This is a genomic window from Streptomyces sp. NPDC003635, assembly GCF_053587635.1.
Map to the genome: position 1 here is coordinate 111458 of NZ_JBSFOK010000013.1, position 19356 is coordinate 130813.

A 19356-nucleotide genomic window follows, 5' to 3' on the forward strand; every position below is an offset into this window, starting at 1 on the left:
CGTTGGATACAGCACCCATCTGAGGAGAGGGCGGCGATCATGCGAGCTCACCTCGGCGACCAACTCGTCATCGAAAGCCAGAAGACCGGCGCGACCAGGCGCGACGGCGAGATCGTCGGACTCCACCACGAGGACGGAACGCCCCCGTACGACGTGCGCTGGTCGGACACGGACGAAGTGACGCTCGTCTTCCCCGGGCCCGACGCGCACATCCGGCACACGGAGCACGGGCAGCCCGGCACCACCCGCGGATCTTCCGCGCCGGACAGGGGCGAGGCGGAGGCCGGGTCCGCGGCCGCTCCGCCGACCGGGGCACCCGGTCCGGGCGACATCGGCCGGCGCGTGGCCGTCGAACGCCGCAGGCGTGGGCTGAGCCGGGAGGAAACGGCCCGACGCGCCCGAATGTCGCCGGAGTACCTGGCTTATCTGGAGGAACAGTCGGCTGACCCGAGCATGGCGACTCTCCTCAGGCTGGCCGACGCGTTGGGCACCACAGCCACGGCCCTCCGCGGGGCGGGCGTCGACCTGCCACCCGGTCAGGGTCACGCATTGCTGCATCCACGACTGCGGGACCTCAGCCCGGAGGAATGCCGCCACCTGCTGTCCACGCACGGCGTGGGGCGCATCGCGGTATCGACGCCCGACGGCCGCCCCGCGGTAGTCCCGGTCAACTACGAGGTCGTGGAGGGCGAGATCGTCTTCCGGACCATGCCGGACTCCGTGCCCGCGGCGGCTGTCGGAAGGGAGGTCGCCTTCGAGGTCGACCACGTGGACGAGGCGATGAGCCAGGGCTGGAGCGTGCTCGCGGTCGGCCCCGCGAACGCCGTCACCGAGCCCGACGCCGTGCGCGGGCTCGTCAAGCGCGCGCACACCGAGCCGTGGGCGGGCGGCGCACGCGATATGTGGGTGTCGATCCGTCCCGCCCACCTCACGGGCCGGCGCATCACTCCCGCCGACCAGTAGGCGCCCACGGGCCATGAAGGAGCGGCCGACCTCGTGGCATCTGCGGGAGGTGCTGGAACTGGTCCAGGCCGCGGCACGCAACATCACCGACCTCGGCGGTGGAGAGGACCTGGCGCGGTGGACGCCTACCGACGTCCCGTCGGCCGGGACCGCAGACGACCGAGTCCCGCCGTACGCCTTCGGGCCGCGCAAGCGCGGGGCAGGGCCCCATGCGCGATGGACGGAACGGCAGCCGCGCGCCGCCTGGGCGTCAGGTGCTGATCCGGGTGCCCTGCCTGCCCGCTCCACCCGACCGAAGGGACTCCGCTGAGCTCGTCCCTTCCGCGCTTGGACACCTGTGTCTTCGGTTCACCTGCTTGATGGCCGAGGGCGGTCCGCACAGAATGGCGCGTGTGGATGCCTCCCGTACACCCGACCCCGGTCTGTTCGGGCCGGACTCGGTGACCTGGCAGATGCACGGTGATCCGATGATGTGGATCGCCGGAGTACGCGCGCTCTACCTGCAGGCCCTGCACCCGAGGGCGGTGCGCGGCGTCATGCAGAACTCCGACTTCCGGCACGACGCGTGGGGCCGGCTGCTGCGTACCGCCAACTTCGTCGGGACCATCTCGTACGGCACCGGCGAGGCGGCCGAGAAGGCCGGTGCCCGGGTGCGGAAGATCCACGCCAAGCTGCGGGCCACCGACCCCGGCACCGGTGAGGAGTACGGGGTCGACGAACCCGAGCTGCTGCTGTGGGTTCACTGCGCCGAGATCGACTCCTACCTGAGCGTCGCGCGGCGGTCGGGGTTCCGGCTCACCGACTCCGAGGCCGACCGGTACATCCGCGAACAGCGCGTCAGCGCACGGCTGGTGGGGCTCGACCCCGAGGACGTGCCCGCCGACCAGGCCGAGATGGCGGCGTACTTCGAGAAGGTGCGCCCCGATTTGGCCGCCGGAGCAGAAGCACGCGCGGCGGACGACTTCCTGCTCCGTCCGCCGACGCACCCCCTGCTGGTCCCGGCGCGCGCTGTGGTGTGGCGGCGCGTGGCGCAACTGGCGTACGCCGCCCTGCCGCCGTACGCCCACGAGCTGTACGGCAGACCGGCCCCCCAACCGGCCGCCGTCGTCCGTCAGTTGCGTGTCGCGGGCATGGTGCTACGGCGCATTCCCGCACGGCTGCGCTGGCAGCTGCCGCCCAAACACATCCTGCGGGCCATGGACCGGATCGGTCCGGGCGCGCGCCCGGCACCGTACAAACTCGGACGACAGCTCGCCATACTGGACGAGCCGGGGGAGGGCGGGCATCACAGCGACGGGGGCGAGCGCGGGAGATGGGGGACAGCAGGCTGATCCACGGCCGGTACCGGTTGCTGGATCCGATCGGGCGCGGCGGCATGGGCGAGGTGTGGCGGGCGCGCGACGAGTCGCTCGGTCGTCAGGTTGCCGTCAAGTGCCTCAAACCGCTGGGAGCGCACCACGACCAGTCCTTCACCCGTGTCCTCAGGGAGCGCTTCCGACGAGAGGCCCGGGTGGCCGCCGCCCTGCAGCACCGCGGCGTCACGGTCGTCCATGACTTCGGCGAGTCCGACGGCGTCCTCTATCTCGTGATGGAACTGCTGGAGGGACGCAACCTCAGTCAGCTGCTGGAGGACAACAAGCACCATCCGCTGCCCGTGCCGGCCGTCGTCGACATCGCCGACCAGGTCACCGCCGCCCTCGCCTACACCCATCAACAGGGCATCGTGCACCGCGACTTGAAACCCGCGAACATCGTGCGGCTGACCGACGGCACCGTGAAGATCTGCGACTTCGGCATCGCCCGCCTCGGCGCCGACATCGGCTTCACCTCCCGGCTCACCGGCACCGGCATCGCCATGGGCACCCCGCACTACATGTCCCCGGAACAGATCGGCGGCGCGGAGGTGGACCAGCGCAGCGACCTGTACTCGCTGGGCTGTGTCCTCTACGAGATCGCCACCGGCGTACCGCCCTTCGACCTCGACGACGCCTGGGCCGTCCTCGTCGGCCACCGCGACACCCCGCCGCGACCACCCCGCGAACACCGCTTTGAACTCCCCGCGTACCTGGAGAAGGTCATCCTCGACCTGCTGGCCAAGCGCCCCGAGGACCGGCCGCACGACGCCCGTGAGGTGGCCCGCCGCATCGGCCTCGGCCGCGGCACCCCGACGTACGTGCCGACCGTCGTCACCCCCCGCCCCGCGCCGCGCCCGCCCGAGCCCGTCGGCCGCGAGACCCGGCTGCCGTCCTGGACCCAGGGCATGACCACCGGCCACAAGGCCACCGGCGCCGGACTGCGCAGCACACCCCCGGACGCCGGAGCCGGACTGACCGGCGAGTGGATCCCCCGTCCGTCGGGCGGCCGGCCCGAGGAGCCCGCCACCCAGGATCCGCCCGCCCCCGACACGGGGGCACTCACCGCGCTCGCCGGACGGCACAACGCGGGGCTCAGCCTCGGGCGCCTCGGCCGCTGGGCGGAGGCCGGCGAGGTCCACCGGGCCGTCGCCGCCGAGCGCGAGCACCTGCTCGGACCCGAGCACCCCGACACCCTCGCCAGCCGCTTCGAGGTCGCCTTCACCCTCAGCCGCACCGGCCGCGCAGCCGACGCCCTGCGCGAGTACAAGCACGTCGCCCGGGCCAGGAGCCTGGCGCTCGGCCCCGACCACCCGGAAACGCTCGCCGCCCGCCAGGAAATGGCCTACGTGCTCGGCCAGTTGGGCCGTCACTTCGACGCCCACCAGGTCTACCAGTCGGTGCTCGCCGCCCGTGAGCGGACCATGGGCGCCGAACACCCCGACACCCTGCGCTGCCGCCACAACCTGGCCTTCAACCTCAGCCGGCTCGGCCGCCTGGAGGACTCGTACCGCATGGCCCGCGAGGTCGCCGCCGCACGTGCCAGGGTGCTCGGCCCGGACCACCCGGAAACCCTCGTCACTCGGTACGAAGTCGCTTACGCACTGGGTCAGTTGGGTCGCTGGGCGGAGGCCCTGCACACCTACCGCGAGGTCGCCGAGGCCCGCGCCCAGGCGCTCGGCCCCGACCACGCCGACACCCTCGCCGCCCGCTACGAGGTCGGCATCAGCCTCGGCCGGCTCGGCCGCAGCGCGGAGGCCCTCCAGCTGTACCGCGAGCTGATCGAGGACCGCACCCGGGTGCACGGCCCCACCCACCCCGAGACCCTGCGCGCCCGCCACGGCCTAGGCGTCAACCTCGGCCGGCTCGGGCGATGGGAGGAGGCCCTCGCCGAGTCCCGCGACGTCTGCGCGATCCGCGAACGCGTCCTCGGCGCCGACCACCCCGACACCCTGGTCAGCCGCCGCGAGGTCGCCGTCGGGCTCGGCTGGCTCGGCCGCTGGCCCGACGCGCTCACCGAGTACCGCGGGGTCGCCCAGGCCCGCGAACGCGTCCTGGGCGCGGCCCACCCCGACACCCTCGCCAGCCGCAACGACGAGGCCCACTGCCTGGAACAACTGGGCCGCGCCGCCGAGGCCGTCGACCTGTACCGCAGGGTCGCGGCGCTGCGGCAGCAGCACGCGACGGGCGGCCACTGACCCCGGCCCCGGCCCTCGGAGCCGACCGGACCTGTTCGCTCCGCAGCCCTGGCCGACCTAGATCATCTCGTGTTACGAAGGACCATGCCTGCACACGAGGGACACCCGGGACATCGCGCGTACGACGCCGTCATCGTCGGAGGCGGCCACAACGGTCTGGTCGCCGCCACCTATCTGGCCCGGGCCGGACGGTCCGTGCTGGTGCTGGAGCGGCTGGACCACACCGGCGGCGCCGCCATCTCCACCCGCCCCTTCGCGGGCGTGGACGCACGGCTGTCCCGCTACTCCTACCTGGTCAGCCTGCTTCCCAAGAAGATCGTGCGGGACCTCGGCCTGAACTTCCGGGTCCGCACCCGCACCGTCTCCTCGTACACCCCCGTGGAGCGGGCCGGACAGTCCACCGGCCTGCTCGTCGGCGGCGGTGAACGGCGCACCCGGGAGGCGTTCGGCAGGCTCACCGGCGGGGAGCGCGAGTACGCCGCCTGGCAGCGCTTCTACGGCCTGACCGGGGAGGTCGCCCAGCGGGTCTTCCCCACGCTCACCGAACCGCTGCCCACCCGCGAGGAGCTGCGCCGCCGCGTCGACGACGAGGAGGCCTGGCGGATCCTGTTCGAGGAGCCCATCGGCACCGCCATCGAGGACCGCTTCAGCGACGACCTCGTGCGCGGAGTCGTCCTCACCGACGCCCTCATCGGCACCTTCGCCGACGCCCACGACCCCTCCCTGAAGCAGAACCGCTGCTTCCTCTACCACGTCATCGGCGGCGGCACCGGCGCCTGGGACGTGCCCGTCGGCGGCATGGGCGCCCTCACCGACGCGATCGCGGGGGCGGCCCGGGCGGCCGGCGTCGTCTTCGCCACCGGCCACGAGGCCGTACGGATCGACACGGACGGCACGAGGGCCGAGGTCACCTACCGCACCGCCGACGGCGAGGGCGTCGCCGCCGCCCGGCACGTCCTGGTGGGCGCCTCCCCCCAGGAGCTGGCCGCGCTGACCGGAACCACCCCCGCGGATCCCGCCGAGGGCGCCCAGCTGAAGGTGAACATGCTGCTCAAGCGGCTGCCCCGGCTGAAGGACGGTTCCGTCGACCCGCGCGAGGCGTTCTCCGGGACCTTCCACATCGCCGAGGGTTACGAACAGCTGGCCACCGCCCACGCCCAGGCCGCCGCGGGCGAACTGCCCACCGCCCCGCCCTCGGAGATCTACTGCCACTCGCTCACCGACCCGACGATCCTCGGCCCCGACCTCGTCGACCGCGGCTACCAGACGCTCACCCTCTTCGGACTGCACACGCCGGCCCGGCTCTTCGCGCGCGACAACGACGCCGTACGCGAGGAGCTGCTCAAGTCGACGCTGGCGCAGCTCGACGCCCATCTGGCCGAACCCCTCGCCGACTGTCTGGCGACCGACGCCGAGGGAAGGCCGTGCATCGAGGCGAAGACCCCGCTCGACCTGGAACGGGACCTGCGCCTGCCGGGCGGCAACATCTTCCACCGCGACCTGTCCTGGCCCCACGCCCAGGACGGCACGGGCCGCTGGGGCGTGGAGACGGAGCACGCGAACGTCCTGCTGTGCGGGGCGGGCGCGGTGCGCGGGGGAGGGGTGAGCGGGGTGCCGGGGCACAATGCGGCGATGGCGGTGCTGGAGGGTTCGTAGGCCCTCCGAGAACCTGCCCCTTCGGAAACCCGCGACCTTCGAAAGCCAGGGCCCTTCGAGAACCTAGGCCCACATGCCGCCGTCCACCCGCAGCACCGTCCCCGTGACGTACGACGCGCGGTCGCTCAGCAGCCAGGCCGCCGCCTCGGCGACCTCCTCCGGGGCGGCGGCGCGGCGCAAGGGGGCCTGGGCGATGAGCTGGTCGATGGTGCCGGGCGTGTTCGCGTCCCACTCGTGGAGCATCTCGGTGAGCGTGGTGCCCGGTGAGACGGCGTTGACCCGGATGCCCTCGGGGCCGTAGGTGGTGGCGGCGGACGAGGTGAGGCTGTTGACCGCCCGCTTCAGGGCGCCGTACGCGGGCAGCCACGGGTTGGCCATGAGGCTGCCGACGCTGGAGGTGTTGACGATCGCCCCGCCTCCGGCGGTGGCCCGGATGGCGGCGATCTCGGCGTTCATGGCCAGCCAGACGCCCTTGAGGTTGACGGTGTAGAGCCGGTCGAAGTCGGACTCCGGGAGCTGGTCCATCGGGCCGGGCGGCTGGGCCGTCGCCGCGTTGTTGAAGGCGATGTCGAGCCGTCCGTACAGCTCGACGGCCCGGTCCACGGCGGCGCGCAGGCTGTCGGGGTCCGCCAGGTCGCATACGAAGTGGTCGGCCGTGCCCCCGGCCGCCGTGATCTCCTCGGTGACCGCCTTGAGCTGGGCCTCGGTGCGGGCCGCGAGCAGGACGCGGGCGCCTTCGCGGGCGAAGAGCTTCGCGGCCGCCGCGCCGATGCCTCGTCCGGCACCGGTGACGAAGGCGACCTTGTCGGCGAGCAGGGGAGTGATTGCGGTGGTGTCTGTCATGCCGTCGAGCCTGCGACCCGGCGCGGTGGGCATCCAGGCACCGCCAGTACCTGGCTGCGCTCACCCGGGCCCGCGCACACTGAAGGCGTGGACCGACGAGAACTGGCCGACTTCCTGCGCGGCCGACGCGAGCGCATCACCCCCGCCGACGTGGGGCTGCCCGCCGGACCGCGCCGCCGCACGCCGGGGCTGCGCCGCGAGGAGGTGGCGCAGCTGGCGTACATCTCCACCGAGTACTACACCAGGCTCGAACAGGCCCGCGGCCCGCACCCGTCGCGGGAGGTGCTGGCCCAGCTCGCCCGCGCCCTGCGCCTGTCCGACCCCGAGCGCGACCACCTGCACCATCTCGCGGGCACCCCGCCCGCGCCGCCGCCGGGCCCTTCGCGCGAGGTCCGCCAGAGCATCGTCGACCTGCTGCGCAGGCTGCCGCAGGCCGCTGCGATCGTGATCTCGGCGACGTACGAGGTCATCGCCTGGAACGAGCTGGCGGCCGCCCTGATGGAGGACTTCTCCGCGCTGCCCCGCCGCGACCGCAACCTGATCCGGCGCTGCTTCCTCGGCCCGTACCGTGAGGGGCGACCGCTGTACGGCGTCTCGGACGCCGACGAGTTCGCCGCCTCGGCCACCAACGACCTGCGAGCCGCCGCGGCCCGCTATCCGGGCGACCCCGAAGTGGCCGGTCTCGTCGCCGAACTCCTCGCGGGCAGCGAGAAGTTCGCCCGCCTGTGGGCCCAGCACTGCGTGATCGCCCGGCCCGCCCTGCACAAGACCTTCGACCACCCGCTGGTCGGGCAGGTCTCCGTCAACTGCGATGTCCTGGACATCACCGACCGCGACCAGCGCGTCGTCATCTACACCGCCGAGCCGGGCTCACGCTCCGAGGAGGCACTACGGCTGCTGTCGGTGGTCGGCACCCAGAGGATGGACGTCCCTGGGTGAACCCCTTGCTCAACTGACCCATACGGCCAGGCGGATGCTGTCAGGCGGCGTGCAGGCGCCGATCGTGACCGGTGACGTCGCGGACCTCGGCGATCAGGCGCGTGATCACCGGTTGCGGGGCGGTGTCGGGCCACACCACCGCCAGGTCGAAGGGTTCCGCGTCCGTGACCGGGATCCAGCGCACGTTGCCCGCGGGCACCAGCGACTCCAGCGGTTTGGGGGCGAACCAGACTCCCCTGCCCTGGCCGACCTGCAGCATGCAGTCCTCCACGGTGGGCACGATCGGGCCACTGGGTGCGGGACGTCCGTCGGGCCGGGGGTCCGCGATCCAGAACCGATCGGCCTCCGGCGAGGCGAGGACGTCGGGACGCACCACGGGGTCGTCGGCGAGCTCGGTGAGCGTCAGCGAGGGACGGTCGGCGAGCGGGTGACGGGCGGAGAGCACCACGGCCCGGGGATCCGTGCGGACGACCGCGGTGTGCAGGCCCACGTCGCCGACCGGCAGCCACATGAAGGCCGCGTCCGCGTGCCCGTCGCGGAGGAGCGCGAGTTCCTGCCGGGGCGTCTGCGCACCCTTCAACGCCACGCGCAGACCCGGGACCGCCGCCTCCAGGGCATCGGCGACGTCGACGGCGAAGAGTGTGGTGGCGGCGGGACAGCAGGCCAGGCGAAGGGTGCCGGACTGGGCGTTCGCCGCGGCACGGACACGTGCCGCCAGGCGGTCCACGCCGTCGACGACGGTCGCACCCCCGGCGGCGAGTTCCTCTCCGGCGGGGGTGAGCAGCACACCGCGTGACGTGCGGACCAACAGGGTCACGCCCAGGGCGCGTTCGAGCTGTCGCACGTGCGTCGAGACCGCCTGCTGCGTCAGATGGAGTTCCGTCCCGGCGCCGGTGATGGACCGCCGCCGGGCCACGGCCAGAAACGACCGCAGGTGCCGCAGATCGATGTCGCTCACGTCCAACACCCTAACTCCCACAGTGATGTTGGGTGGCAGCCACAAGATTCCGTTGTTTCCGTCCGTGGCGCCGTCGTGCACACAATCCTCCTGTCCGGCAAAGCCGTCGAGCCCTGCTCGACGTCATGACAGGGGAGACCAGTGAGCACGACCGAACAGTCGGCCCTCGCGGGGGAGACCCGACGCCTCCTGGAGCGCCAGGCCGTCGTCGACGTCTGCACGCGCATGGCGTGGCACTCCGACCAGCGCGAGTTGGAGGCGCTGAAGTCCGTGTTCGCCGACGAGGTACGCCTCGACTGCACGAGCCTCAACGGCGGCGAGCCCGCCGTGCTGTCGCCGGAGCAGATCGTGGACGCCTGGTCCCAGGTGCTGGGCGGGTACGACGTGACCCAGCACCTGCTCGCCAACCACCTGGTGACGCTGGCGGACGACACCGCGGTGTGCACCGCGGCGTTCCACGCCACCCACCGGCTGGCGAACCCGTTCGGGGCACCGCTGTGGACGCTCGGCGGCACCTACCGGTTCGACTTCGTCCGCGTCGGCGGCGCGTGGCGGATCAGCGCGGTGGTGATGAACGCGACCTGGGCCGACGGCAACAAGGCACTGGTGACGCCGGCCGCGAAGGCCGCCGGATGACCCGGCGGCACAGCGCAGTACTGCTGGCCGCCCTTGTTCTCACGCCGGCCTGCTCGGCCGAGTCCGGGACCGCCGGAGCGCCCCCGTCGGGTTCCGGTGGACCTGTGGTGTCGACGGCGGCCCCGGCCGACTCCGGGCCGGTCCCGCGGAACGAACTGCTCGATCCCGTCGCCGCCTACGTCCGGGCCGTGGCGGCCCAGAACCTGGACGCCCTGGTGGCTGCCTTCGCCCCGGACGCCGAAGTGATCGACGTCGGCCGCTCCTTCTCCGGCCGGGACGCCATCCGAGGCTGGGCCGACCGGGAGGTCATCGGCGGTGCGCTGAGCGTCGACGCCGTGGTCGAGAGCCGGGCGGGCTACCAGAAGCTGCTGGTCACCTTCGCACCCGGTGGCGGCGAGGGCTTCGCCGCGCACTACGCCTTCACCGTGTCCGGCTCGGCCGTCACCCGAGCCGACCTGACCTACGCCGACCGACCCTCCAGAGAGGACCGTTCGTGACGACCCAGCACAGGGTCACCTTCCCCAGCGGCGGGACGACGCTGACCGGCAACCTGTTCCTTCCCGGCGGCGAGACCCCGGCGCCGGGGATCGTGGTGGCCGGAACCTGGACCAGCGTCAAGGAGCTGATGGCCGACCGGTACGCCGAACGACTCGCGGAGCGCGGATACGCGGCCCTGTCGTTCGACTTCACCGGCTTCGGCGAGTCCGCGGGCGAACCTCGCGACGTGGAGGACCCGGCGCGCAAGGTCCGGGACATCCATCACGCGATCACGTTCCTGGCCGGGCACCCGTCCGTCGACACCGGCCGGCTGGGCGCCCTGGGGATCTGCGCGGCCGCGATGTACATGGCCGACAACGCGGCGAACGACCCCCGGGTCGGCTCCCTCGCCCTGGTCGCGCCCTGGCTGCACGACGCGGAGATCTGCGCGGCCGCCTACGGGGGCGCGGACGCCGTGGCCCAGAAGATCGAGCTCGCCCGGGAGGCCCGTGCCCGGTACACGCGCAGCGGAGAGATCGACTACGTCCCGGTGGTCAGCGCCACCGACGTACGGGCCGCCATGCCGTACGACATCGACTTCTACCTCAACCCCGAGCGCGGCGCGATCCCGGCCTGGCCCAACCGCTTCGCCGTGCTGGCCTGGGAGAACTGGCTGACCTACGACGCCGTCGCGCTGGCCCCCCGGATCACCCGGCCCACCCTGCTCGTCCACAGCGAGGACGCCGCCATCCCCGAGGGTGCCCGCCGCTTCCACGCGGGGCTCGCCGGTGCCAGGGACATCCTGTGGACGCAGGGCACCCAGTTCGACTTCTACGACCAGGAGCCGCAGGTCACGCTCGCGGCGGACACGGTCGCCGCCCACTTCGGAAGGACCCTGCGATGATCCTCGTCACCGGAGCGACCGGCCAGGTCGGCGGCAAAGTCGTCGAGGCGCTCGTCGAGGCCGGGCAGCCGGCCCGCGCCCTGGTGCGCCGAGCCGCCGCCCTTCCGGTCGAACAGTCCGTCGGCGATCTCGACGACCCGGACTCGCTCGCCCCCGCCCTCGACGGCGTGCACGGGGTCTTCCTGCTGCCCGGCTACCGGGACATGCCGGGTCTGCTCGCCGCGATGGGACGGGCCGGTGTGGAACGGGTGGTGCTGGTGTCCAGCCCGGCCGCCGTCGCCACCGACACCCGCAACGCCATCTCCGAATTCATGATCCGCTCCGAGGAGGCGGTCCGCGCCTCCGGACTGGCCTGGACGATCCTGCGCCCCAATGCCTTCATGTCCAACGCCCTGCGCTGGCTGCCCCAGTTGAGCGAGGGCGACGTCGTGCGGGACGCCTTCGGTGACGTCCCCATCGCCTCCGTCGACCCCTACGACATCGCGGCCGTGGCCGTACGGGCGCTGCTCGACCCGGGCCACCGGGAGCGTGTCCACCTCCTGAGCGGCCCGGAACGGCTCCGGCCGGCCGAGCGGTTGGCGGTCCTGGCCGAGGTGCTCGACCGCGACCTGCGGTTCCGGCCCCTCACCGACGAGGAGGCCCGAGCCGACATGAACGGACGCGTCCCCGAGGAGTACATCGACGCGTTCTTCAGCTTCTACAGCGACGGGACCATCGACGAGTCCGGAATCCATCCCACTGTGGAGGAGGTGACCGGTCGCCCCCCGCGAACCTTCCACGACTGGGCCCTCGCCCACCGCGACGCCTTCGTCCCGCCTTGGCCCGGCCGACGCCGTCAGGGCCCGCGATGAACCGGCGACCGCGGCGCCTGCTGTCGGCGGGCCTCGCCGCCGTCTGCGCCGCCGCAGGGGTGATGGGCTGCTCGAGCGACGACCGCTCCGAAGATCCCGGCCGGCGGGCCGAACCGCCCGGACGATTCGCCTCGCCCAACCCGGGGTCGGTCAACACCTACTGGATCCGGGCGCCCGAAGGCCTGGTACTCGTCGACACCCTGCGCACGCCGGCCGAGGCCCGAGCGGCGCTGTCGGAGATCAGGAAGACCGGCGAACCAGTCGTCGCCATCCTGCTCACCCATTCCCATCCCGACCACGTGGGCGGCGCGGGCGCCTTCCACAGGGCGTTCCCGCGGGCGCAGGTGCACGCCTCCGAGGCGACCGACACCGCGATGCGGGAGGACCGGCGCGGGTTCTATCCGCTGGCCCGCTCGGCGAACCCCCGCTTTCCCGCCGAAGTCACCTACGCCGACCGCACCTTCGAGGACGGCACCCCGGTGCGGGCCGGGGGGCTCCGGTTCGAGACCGCGCGGTTCACCGACGGCGAGTCCGACACCGCGACCGTCTACTACCGTCCCGACACCGCTGACCTGTACTCCGGCGACCTGGCGGGCAGCGGTGTCACGCCCGCGCTGATCGAGGGCCATACCTGCGGCTGGCTCCGGATCCTCGGGAGACTGAGCGCGCGCTTCCCGGACGCCGGGACGATGTACCCGGGGCACGGAGCGCCGGGCCCGGCCCGGACCCTCATCGACGACGAGCGGCGTTACCTCCAGCGATTCCGCGCCCTGGTACGTCCCGCCCTCGCCCCGGACACGCCTGGGGGCGGCGAGGTCACCCCCGGCGAGCGCCACTCGATCACCACCGAGCTGGAACGCGACTACCCGGACCATCCGCCGGTCGCGGACCTTCCGACCATCGCGCAGGAGAACATCAAGGCCGTCGCCGAGGAGCTGACCGCGGAGGACCCCGCCCGCGTGCCGGGCGTCTGCGCGGATTCGGGGCAGTAGCTCGGCCGGGTGGGGGTGTCCGCGCCGGGCGCGGTGCCGTCCCGCATCCGGACCAGCCCGTGGTGCGCCCGGCCCGTCCTGCGGCGAGGTTGGGCTCATGGCCACCGATCACCCTGTCGTAGTGCTCCCGCCCACTTCGGACGGCGGTCGGCGCGTCCGTATCGACGGCCGATACGTCGGCATCGCCTACCACCTCCTCGACGTCACGGCGTTCCTTCAGGAGGCCGGCCTTCAGGACTGGGACGAGATGGACGTGGTCCAGTCCCCCCTGATCGACTGGCAGGGCGGCGGACCGGAGGTGTGGGAGACCTGAGAGGACGCGTACGCGAAGCCGCCCGCCGGTATTCCGGCGGGCGGCTCGTGATGAGGTGTTCAGAGATCCGATACGGCGGCGGCGCACTGTAGGTGTCCTGGGCCACTGGACGACACCGGCTTGGCACCGGCGACGGGATTCGAACCCGCGTCACCCGCTGGAGAGGCGAAGTAGCCGCGGCCTGCGCACCTGAACGACGCCCACAGTACGGCGGCGCCTTGGCGGGCGGCATCCGAATTACCCCTCGGCCCGCCTCAGTCGGAGGACGCGGTCCAGCCCGTCGCCGTGATCCGTGCCGCGTCCGCCGGCCGGGTCTCGTCGAACAGGGTGCCGTCCGGGTCCTCGACGCGCAGCCCGTCCACATAGGCACCCCGGCCGACGTAGAGCCGGTCGGTGGCGTAACGCCAGCGCACCGCGAGGGCTTCGGCGGCCGGGAGGCGCGCGGTCAGCCGGTGCCAGGCGCGGCCCGACCAGCCGGTGACCGAACCCGCGGGACGTTCCTGGGGCCGCTCGCGGGGGCTGACGGTGGTGAACGGCACCGGCTGCCAGGTCGCGCCGCCGTCCGTGGTGGCCTCCAGGGCGAGGACGTCCGCCTGCGGCTCGGTGTCCCACCACAGGCCGCAGCGCAGCCGCGCTCCGCCGGCCGAGGTGTCCAGCGCGGGCAGGGAGAGGGTGGCGGTGGTGGAGCTCGTCATCCCGGAGAACCAGGCCGTACGGCCGTGGCGGGGTCGGACCGGTACGGCTCGGGCCAGGTTGTTGGCGGCGGCCACGCGCGGGGCGGAGCCGGAGCGCCAACTGCGCACTGGGTGGACCGAGTTGCCGAGCACCACGAGGAACGAGTCGGTCGTAGGATCGAGGACCAGTGAGGTGCCGGTGAACCCGGTGTGGCCCGCGGTACGCGGAGTGGCCATCGCGCCCATGTACCAGTGCTGGTAGAGCTCGAAGCCCAAGCCGTGTTCGTCGCCGGGGAAAGCGGTGTTGAAGTCGGTGAACATCAGCTCCACCGACTCCGGTTCGAGGATGCGCGTACGGCCGTACACTCCGCCGTTGAGCAGCGTCCGGCCGAGCACCGCCAGATCCCAGGCGCAGGAGAAGACGCCCGCGTGTCCGGCGACGCCCCCGAGGCTGAAGGCGTTCTCGTCGTGCACCTCGCCCCACACCAGTCCCCGGTCCAGGCCCGACCAGGGCTTGCGGGCGTCCTCGGTGGCGGCGATCCGGGGTTTCCAGGAGGCAGGCGGGTTGTAGCGGGTGCGGTCCATGCCGAGCGGGCCGGTGATCTCCTCGTCGAGCAGGGTGTCGAGCGGCCGCCCGGTGATCTTCTCCAGCACGAGCTGGAGCGAGATCAGGTTCAGGTCGGAGTAGAGGTACCGGGTGCCCGGCGGATTCAGCGGGGCCTCGTTCCAGATGAGCTGGAGTCTGGCCTCGTGGGTCGGCGCGCTGTACAGCGGGATCCAGGCGCGGAACCCGGAGGTGTGGGTGAGGAGTTGACGGATAGTCATGTCCTGCTTGCCCGCGCGGCCGAACTCGGGCAGGTACGAGGCGACCGTGGCCTCCAGCTCCAGCGTGCCCCGCTCGACCTGCTGCACGGCGAGCATCGAGGTGAACAGCTTGGACACCGAGGCCAGGTCGAAGACGGTGTCCTCGGTCATGGGGATCCGCTGGTCGGCCGGGAACTCGACGCCGGTGTCGGTCTTCTCGTCGTACGCGGAGTAGCGCACCGCCATGCCGATCGGCTCGTGCAGGGCCACGGTGCCGCCCCGCCCGGCGAGCAGCACGGCGCCCGCGTACCAGGGGTGCTTGGGGGAGGGGCCGAGGAAGGCCTCGGCGTCGGTGACGAGTTTCCGCAGGTGTGCGGGGAGCAGCCCGGCCCGCTCCGGGGAGCCGTACCGCAGGGTGCCGCGGCCGGGGGAAGCCGCCGCCGCCGGGCCCACCGGGAAGGGGGCGAGGGTCAGCGCACCGCCCAGGGCGAGTGCTCCTCGGGTCAGCTGACGCCGGGTCAGGCCGCGTCTGTCGTCGGTCATCGGGGTTCCTCCCGCGAGTCCGCCTGAAAGTATCTTTCCGGGATCACCGTGCGCGCTGAAACTTTCGTGTCAGACGGAGGTCGTGTCAACCAGGCGTTCACCCGATAAATCTGATGTCAGATCAGGAATGAACCGGCCGTACGTCGAAATGGATCTGACGAGCTGTCAGAAAACCCCTTCCGTCCTTGGGAGGACTCCGGCATTCTGCGCCCATGCAGACGGAGCTGAGCAAGCAACTGGGAGTCGAGCACGCCGTCTTCGGCTTCACGCCGTTCCCCGCCGTCGCCGCGGCCATCAGCAGGGCCGGCGGTTTCGGCGTGCTCGGCGCGGTCCGCTACACCGCCCCCGACGACCTCAAACGCGACCTCGACTGGATCGAGGCGCATGTCGACGCCAGGCCCTACGGCCTGGACGTCGTCATGCCCGCGAAGAAGGTGGAGGCCCCGAAGGATCAGACGCTGAGCGAGGCCGAGGTCGAGGCGATGATCCCGGAGGGGCACCGCCAGTTCGTCCAGGACACCCTCGCCAAGTTCGGCGTGCCCGAGCTGGCCGAGGGCGAGGCGTCCGGGTGGCGGATCACGGGCTGGATGGAACAGGTCGCCCGCACCCAGCTGGACGTCGCCTTCGACTACCCGATCAGACTGCTCGCCAACGCCCTCGGCTCTCCGCCCGCCGACATCGTGGACCGCGCCCACGACCAGGACATCCTGGTCGCCGCCCTCGCGGGCAGTGCCCGCCACGCCCGTAAGCACCAGGAGGCGGGCATCGACATCGTCGTCGCCCAGGGCTACGAGGCCGGTGGCCACACCGGGGAGATCGCCTCCATGGTGCTCACCCCCGAGGTCGTGGAGGCCGTCGCCCCGCTGCCCGTCCTGGCCGCCGGGGGGATCGGCAGCGGCCAACAGGTGGCCGCCGCACTCGCCTTGGGCGCCCAGGGCGTGTGGCTGGGCTCCCTGTGGCTCACCACCACAGAGGCCGATCTGCACTCACCGGCCCTGACCCGCAAGCTGCTCGCCGCGGGCTCCGGCGACACCGTCCGCTCCCGGGCGCTGACCGGAAAACCCGCCCGCCAGTTGCGCACCGAGTGGACCGACGCCTGGGACGACCCCGCCGGACCCGGCACGCTCCCGATGCCGCTCCAGGGGCTCCTCGTCGCCGAGGCCGTCTCGCGCATCCAGAAGTACGAGGTCGAGCCGCTGCTCGGCACGCCCGTCGGCCAGATCGTCGGCCGGATGACCAGCGAACGCAGTGTCCAGGCCGTCTTCGACGACCTCACCCGGGGTTTCGAGCAGGCGGTGGAACGCGTCAACCGCATCGCCGGAAGGAGCGGCCAGTGACCAGCACACCACCTGTGGGCTTCTGGGCCCAGGCCGGCCAGGACCCCGACCGCGGGGTCCTCGTCGCCCCCGACGGCGAGGTGTGGACCGCCGGACGGCTGCACTCCGCCGCCAACCGCCTCGTCCACGGACTGCGCGCAGCGGGCCTCGAACGCGGCGACGCCTTCGCGGTGGTGCTGCCCAACGGCACCGAGCTCCTCACCGCCTATCTCGCCGCCACCCAGGCCGGCTTCTACCTCGTGCCCGTCAACCACCACTTCGTCGGACCCGAGATCGCCTGGATCGTCGCCGACTCCGGCGCCAAGGTCCTCATCGCGCACGAGCGGTTCGCCAAGCCCGCCCGCCACGCGGCCGACGAGGCGGGCCTCCCGGCCACCCACCGGTACGGCGTCGGCGCCGTCGAGGGCTTCCGGCCGTACGCCGAACTCCCGGGCGGGCAACCGGATTCGCCGCCGGACGACCGGACCCTCGGCTGGGTGATGAACTACACCTCGGGCACCACGGGCCGCCCCCGCGGCATTCGCCGCCCGCTGCCCGGCAAGCCTCCCGAGGAGGCCTACCTCGGCGGCTTCCTCGGCATCTTCGGCATCAAGCCGTACGACGGCAATGTGCACCTCGTCTGCTCGCCGCTGTACCACACGGCGGTGCTCCAGTTCGCGGGCGCGTCCCTGCACATCGGCCACCCTCTGGTGCTGATGGACAAGTGGACCCCCGAGGAGATGCTGCGGCTCATCGACGCCCACCGCTGCACACACACCCACATGGTCCCGACCCAGTTCCACCGCCTGCTGGCGCTTCCGCAGGAGGTCAAGGACCGCTACGACGTCTCCTCCATGCGCCACGCCATCCACGGAGCCGCGCCCTGCCCCGACCACGTGAAGCGGGCGATGCTCGACTGGTGGGGCCCGTGTGTGGAGGAGTACTACGCCGCCAGCGAGGGCGGCGGCGCCTTCGCGACCGCGCAGGACTGGCTGAAGAAACCGGGAACCGTCGGAAAGGCCTGGCCCATCAGCGAACTCGCCGTCTTCGACGACGACGGAAACCGGCTGCCGCCCGGCGAACTCGGCACCGTCTACCTGAAGATGAACACCGGCGGCTTCGCCTACCACAAGGACGAGCAGAAGACGAAGAAGAACCGCATCGGCGACTTCTTCACCGTCGGCGACCTCGGCTATCTCGACGAGGACGGCTATCTCTTCCTCCGTGACCGCAAGATCGACATGATCATCTCCGGCGGGGTCAACATCTACCCCGCCGAGATCGAGTCCGCGCTGCTCGCCCATCCCGCCGTCGCCGACGCCGCCGTCTTCGGCGTACCGCACGACGACTGGGGCGAGGAGGTCAAGGCCGTCGTCGAACCGGGTCCCGGCCAGGAGCCGGGACCCGGCCTCGCCGCCGCACTCCTCGACCACTGCGCCGAGCGGCTCGCCGGCTACAAGCGCCCCAGGAGCGTCGACTTCATCACCGAGATGCCCCGGGACCCCAACGGCAAGCTGTACAAGCGACGGCTGCGGGACCCGTACTGGGAGGGGCGCGACCGGGCGATGTGACGCCGTCGGTCGCGGGCGCGGGACCGGGCGTCATCCTTTGGTCGGCCCGCGCTCGACCTTCGGCCGATGTCCGGCGGTTCGGCGGCTTCCTAGCGTGGACGCATGACGACCACGAGCACGGAGGGCCGCCTGAAGCGCGGGGGCGTACGGCCGGGCGAGCGGGCGCTCGCCCCCGATCTGTCCCGGGGCATCATGCTGCTGGGCATCGTGCTGTCCAACACCGCCTTCCATCTCTGGGCGGCCCGGCGCGGGCCGTCCGGATGGCAGCCGGCGGACGGCAACCGGCTCGACCACACCGTGCAGTTCACCATGATCACGGTGCTCGACCTGCGGTTCTATCCGCTCTTCGCGTTCCTCTTCGGCTACGGCATGATGCAGCTCTTCCTCCGCCAGACCGCCGCCGGAACCATCGAGTGCGACGCCGCCCGGATCCTGCGCCGCCGCAGCCTGTGGCTGATCGTCCTCGGTCTCGCGCACGCCACCTTGCTGATGGCGGGTGACATCCTCGGCTACTACGGCGTGCTCAGCCTCGTCGTCGGCCTGCTCTTCCTGCGGCGAAGCGAACGCGCCCTGAAACGCTGGACCGTCGTCGCCGTCGCGCTGCTGGTGCTCACGACGGCCCTGCCGATCGTCGACGCGTGGCTGCGGGGCGAACTGGGCGCGCTGGGCGACGCGGGCGCCGATCCGGCCTTCGAGGCGTTCGGCGCCGGTGAGGGCAACTGGCTCGACGCCGCAAGGACCCGGCTCGGCACCGGCCTGTTCCTCACCTTCGCGGCCGCCCCGCTCTCCCTCGTCGGCGGCGGCTTCGTGCTCTTCCTGCTCGGCTTCCTCGCGGCCCGCCACCGCGTCCTGGAGGAACCCGGCCGCCACCGCTCCCTGCTGCGCCGCACCGCCGTCGCCGGGATCGCCGTCGGCTGGCTCGGCGCCCTGCCCGCCGCGCTCGCCCACGTCGGCGCCCTCGACGTACCGCCCGACGCCGAGAGCGAGAGCGGCGCCCTGACCCTGCTGCGGGACGCCACCGGCAACGCCGCGGGAGTCGGTTACGTCGCCGCCCTCGCCCTGTTCGCGCACTGGTGGAGCGGCCGGGAGCACCGCCGGGGCGGCACCGCCGTGGCCGCGGTCACCGCCGTCGGCAAACGCTCCCTGTCCTGCTACCTGGCGCACTCCCTGCTCTTCGCGCCGGTCCTCGCCGCCTGGGGCCTCGGCCTCGGTGAACACCTCGGCAGCACCACGATGGCCCTCTTCGCGCTCGCCGTCTGGCTGGTCACCGTGGCCGGCGCCCACGCCCTGGAACGCGCGGGCCGCCGCGGCCCCGCCGAAGCGGTGCTGCGGCGGCTGATGTACGGCCGGACGCGATGAGCGCAGG

The 19356-nt window shown here is 72.4% G+C and carries 17 protein-coding genes; 14 read left to right on the plus strand and 3 right to left on the minus strand.

Annotated elements, in window-relative coordinates:
- Positions 1-39: 39 nt before the first annotated feature.
- The 4 genes from ACWDRW_RS15255 to ACWDRW_RS15270 all read left to right on the plus strand — a co-directional run bounded on the left by ACWDRW_RS15255 (position 40) and on the right by ACWDRW_RS15270 (position 6169).
- Positions 40-963, plus strand: a complete 924-nt coding sequence (locus ACWDRW_RS15255) for a DUF1918 domain-containing protein (RefSeq protein ID WP_451723368.1) — start codon at positions 40-42, stop codon at positions 961-963.
- 383 nt (positions 964-1346) lie between these two features.
- Positions 1347-2294: an oxygenase MpaB family protein gene (locus ACWDRW_RS15260; RefSeq protein ID WP_451723369.1), complete on the plus strand. Its 948-nt coding sequence runs from the start codon at positions 1347-1349 to the stop codon at positions 2292-2294.
- Positions 2276-4513: a tetratricopeptide repeat protein gene (locus tag ACWDRW_RS15265; RefSeq protein WP_451723371.1), complete on the plus strand. Its 2238-nt coding sequence runs from the start codon at positions 2276-2278 to the stop codon at positions 4511-4513. Before ACWDRW_RS15260 ends, ACWDRW_RS15265 begins: the two co-directional genes overlap by 19 nt.
- An 84-nt stretch (positions 4514-4597) precedes the next feature.
- Positions 4598-6169 (plus strand): phytoene desaturase family protein, encoded by a 1572-nt coding sequence (locus tag ACWDRW_RS15270; protein ID WP_451723372.1) that lies wholly within the window; start codon positions 4598-4600, stop codon positions 6167-6169.
- Between the two features lie 63 nt (positions 6170-6232).
- Here ACWDRW_RS15270 and ACWDRW_RS15275 read toward each other — a convergent pair whose 3' ends face one another.
- Entirely contained in the window at positions 6233-7012 is a 780-nt protein-coding gene (locus tag ACWDRW_RS15275) for an SDR family NAD(P)-dependent oxidoreductase (protein WP_451723373.1), read from the minus strand.
- An 87-nt stretch (positions 7013-7099) separates the two neighbouring features.
- Here ACWDRW_RS15275 and ACWDRW_RS15280 point away from each other — a divergent pair, with 87 nt between their 5' ends.
- On the plus strand, positions 7100-7951 hold the full coding sequence (locus tag ACWDRW_RS15280) for a helix-turn-helix transcriptional regulator (protein WP_451723374.1): 852 nt from the start codon (positions 7100-7102) through the stop codon (positions 7949-7951).
- Positions 7952-7991: 40 nt separating this feature from the next.
- Here the strand turns inward: ACWDRW_RS15280 and ACWDRW_RS15285 are convergent, their stop codons facing one another.
- Positions 7992-8909 carry a LysR family transcriptional regulator gene (locus tag ACWDRW_RS15285; protein ID WP_451723376.1) on the minus strand — a complete coding sequence of 306 codons (918 nt, stop codon included), beginning with the start codon at positions 8907-8909 and terminating at the stop codon, positions 7992-7994.
- A gap of 141 nt (positions 8910-9050) precedes the next feature.
- Between ACWDRW_RS15285 and ACWDRW_RS15290 the strand changes: the two genes are divergently transcribed.
- The 6 genes from ACWDRW_RS15290 (at position 9051) to ACWDRW_RS15315 (ending at position 13082) form a co-directional block, all read left to right on the plus strand.
- Positions 9051-9545: a nuclear transport factor 2 family protein gene (locus ACWDRW_RS15290; protein WP_451723377.1), complete on the plus strand. Its 495-nt coding sequence runs from the start codon at positions 9051-9053 to the stop codon at positions 9543-9545.
- Between the two features lie 107 nt (positions 9546-9652).
- Positions 9653-10042 (plus strand): nuclear transport factor 2 family protein, encoded by a 390-nt coding sequence (locus tag ACWDRW_RS15295; protein WP_451723379.1) that lies wholly within the window; start codon positions 9653-9655, stop codon positions 10040-10042.
- Positions 10039-10926 (plus strand): alpha/beta hydrolase, encoded by an 888-nt coding sequence (locus ACWDRW_RS15300; protein ID WP_451723380.1) that lies wholly within the window; start codon positions 10039-10041, stop codon positions 10924-10926. Before ACWDRW_RS15295 ends, ACWDRW_RS15300 begins: the two co-directional genes overlap by 4 nt.
- On the plus strand, positions 10923-11777 hold the full coding sequence (locus tag ACWDRW_RS15305; protein WP_451723381.1) for an NAD(P)H-binding protein: 855 nt from the start codon (positions 10923-10925) through the stop codon (positions 11775-11777). Before ACWDRW_RS15300 ends, ACWDRW_RS15305 begins: the two co-directional genes overlap by 4 nt.
- Positions 11774-12769, plus strand: coding sequence for an MBL fold metallo-hydrolase (locus tag ACWDRW_RS15310; protein WP_451723382.1), 996 nt, complete (start codon positions 11774-11776; stop codon positions 12767-12769). The genes ACWDRW_RS15305 and ACWDRW_RS15310 overlap by 4 nt, the downstream gene beginning before the upstream one ends.
- 97 nt (positions 12770-12866) lie before the next feature.
- Positions 12867-13082 (plus strand): hypothetical protein, encoded by a 216-nt coding sequence (locus tag ACWDRW_RS15315; protein ID WP_451723383.1) that lies wholly within the window; start codon positions 12867-12869, stop codon positions 13080-13082.
- Positions 13083-13336: 254 nt separating this feature from the next.
- Here ACWDRW_RS15315 and ACWDRW_RS15320 read toward each other — a convergent pair whose 3' ends face one another.
- Entirely contained in the window at positions 13337-15103 is a 1767-nt protein-coding gene (locus ACWDRW_RS15320; protein WP_451723384.1) for a serine hydrolase, read from the minus strand.
- Positions 15104-15315: 212 nt separating this feature from the next.
- On the opposite strand from ACWDRW_RS15320, the gene ACWDRW_RS15325 reads away from it, so the two are divergent.
- From ACWDRW_RS15325 to ACWDRW_RS15335, 3 genes are all read left to right on the plus strand, one after another.
- Positions 15316-16440 (plus strand): NAD(P)H-dependent flavin oxidoreductase, encoded by a 1125-nt coding sequence (locus ACWDRW_RS15325; RefSeq protein WP_451723385.1) that lies wholly within the window; start codon positions 15316-15318, stop codon positions 16438-16440.
- Complete coding sequence (locus ACWDRW_RS15330; protein WP_451723387.1) at positions 16437-17990, plus strand: acyl-CoA synthetase; 1554 nt, start codon at positions 16437-16439, stop codon at positions 17988-17990. The genes ACWDRW_RS15325 and ACWDRW_RS15330 overlap by 4 nt, the downstream gene beginning before the upstream one ends.
- 102 nt (positions 17991-18092) lie before the next feature.
- A complete protein-coding gene (locus ACWDRW_RS15335; protein WP_451723389.1) occupies positions 18093-19349 on the plus strand; it encodes a DUF418 domain-containing protein in 1257 nt (418 codons plus the stop codon).
- Positions 19350-19356: the final 7 nt, after the last annotated feature.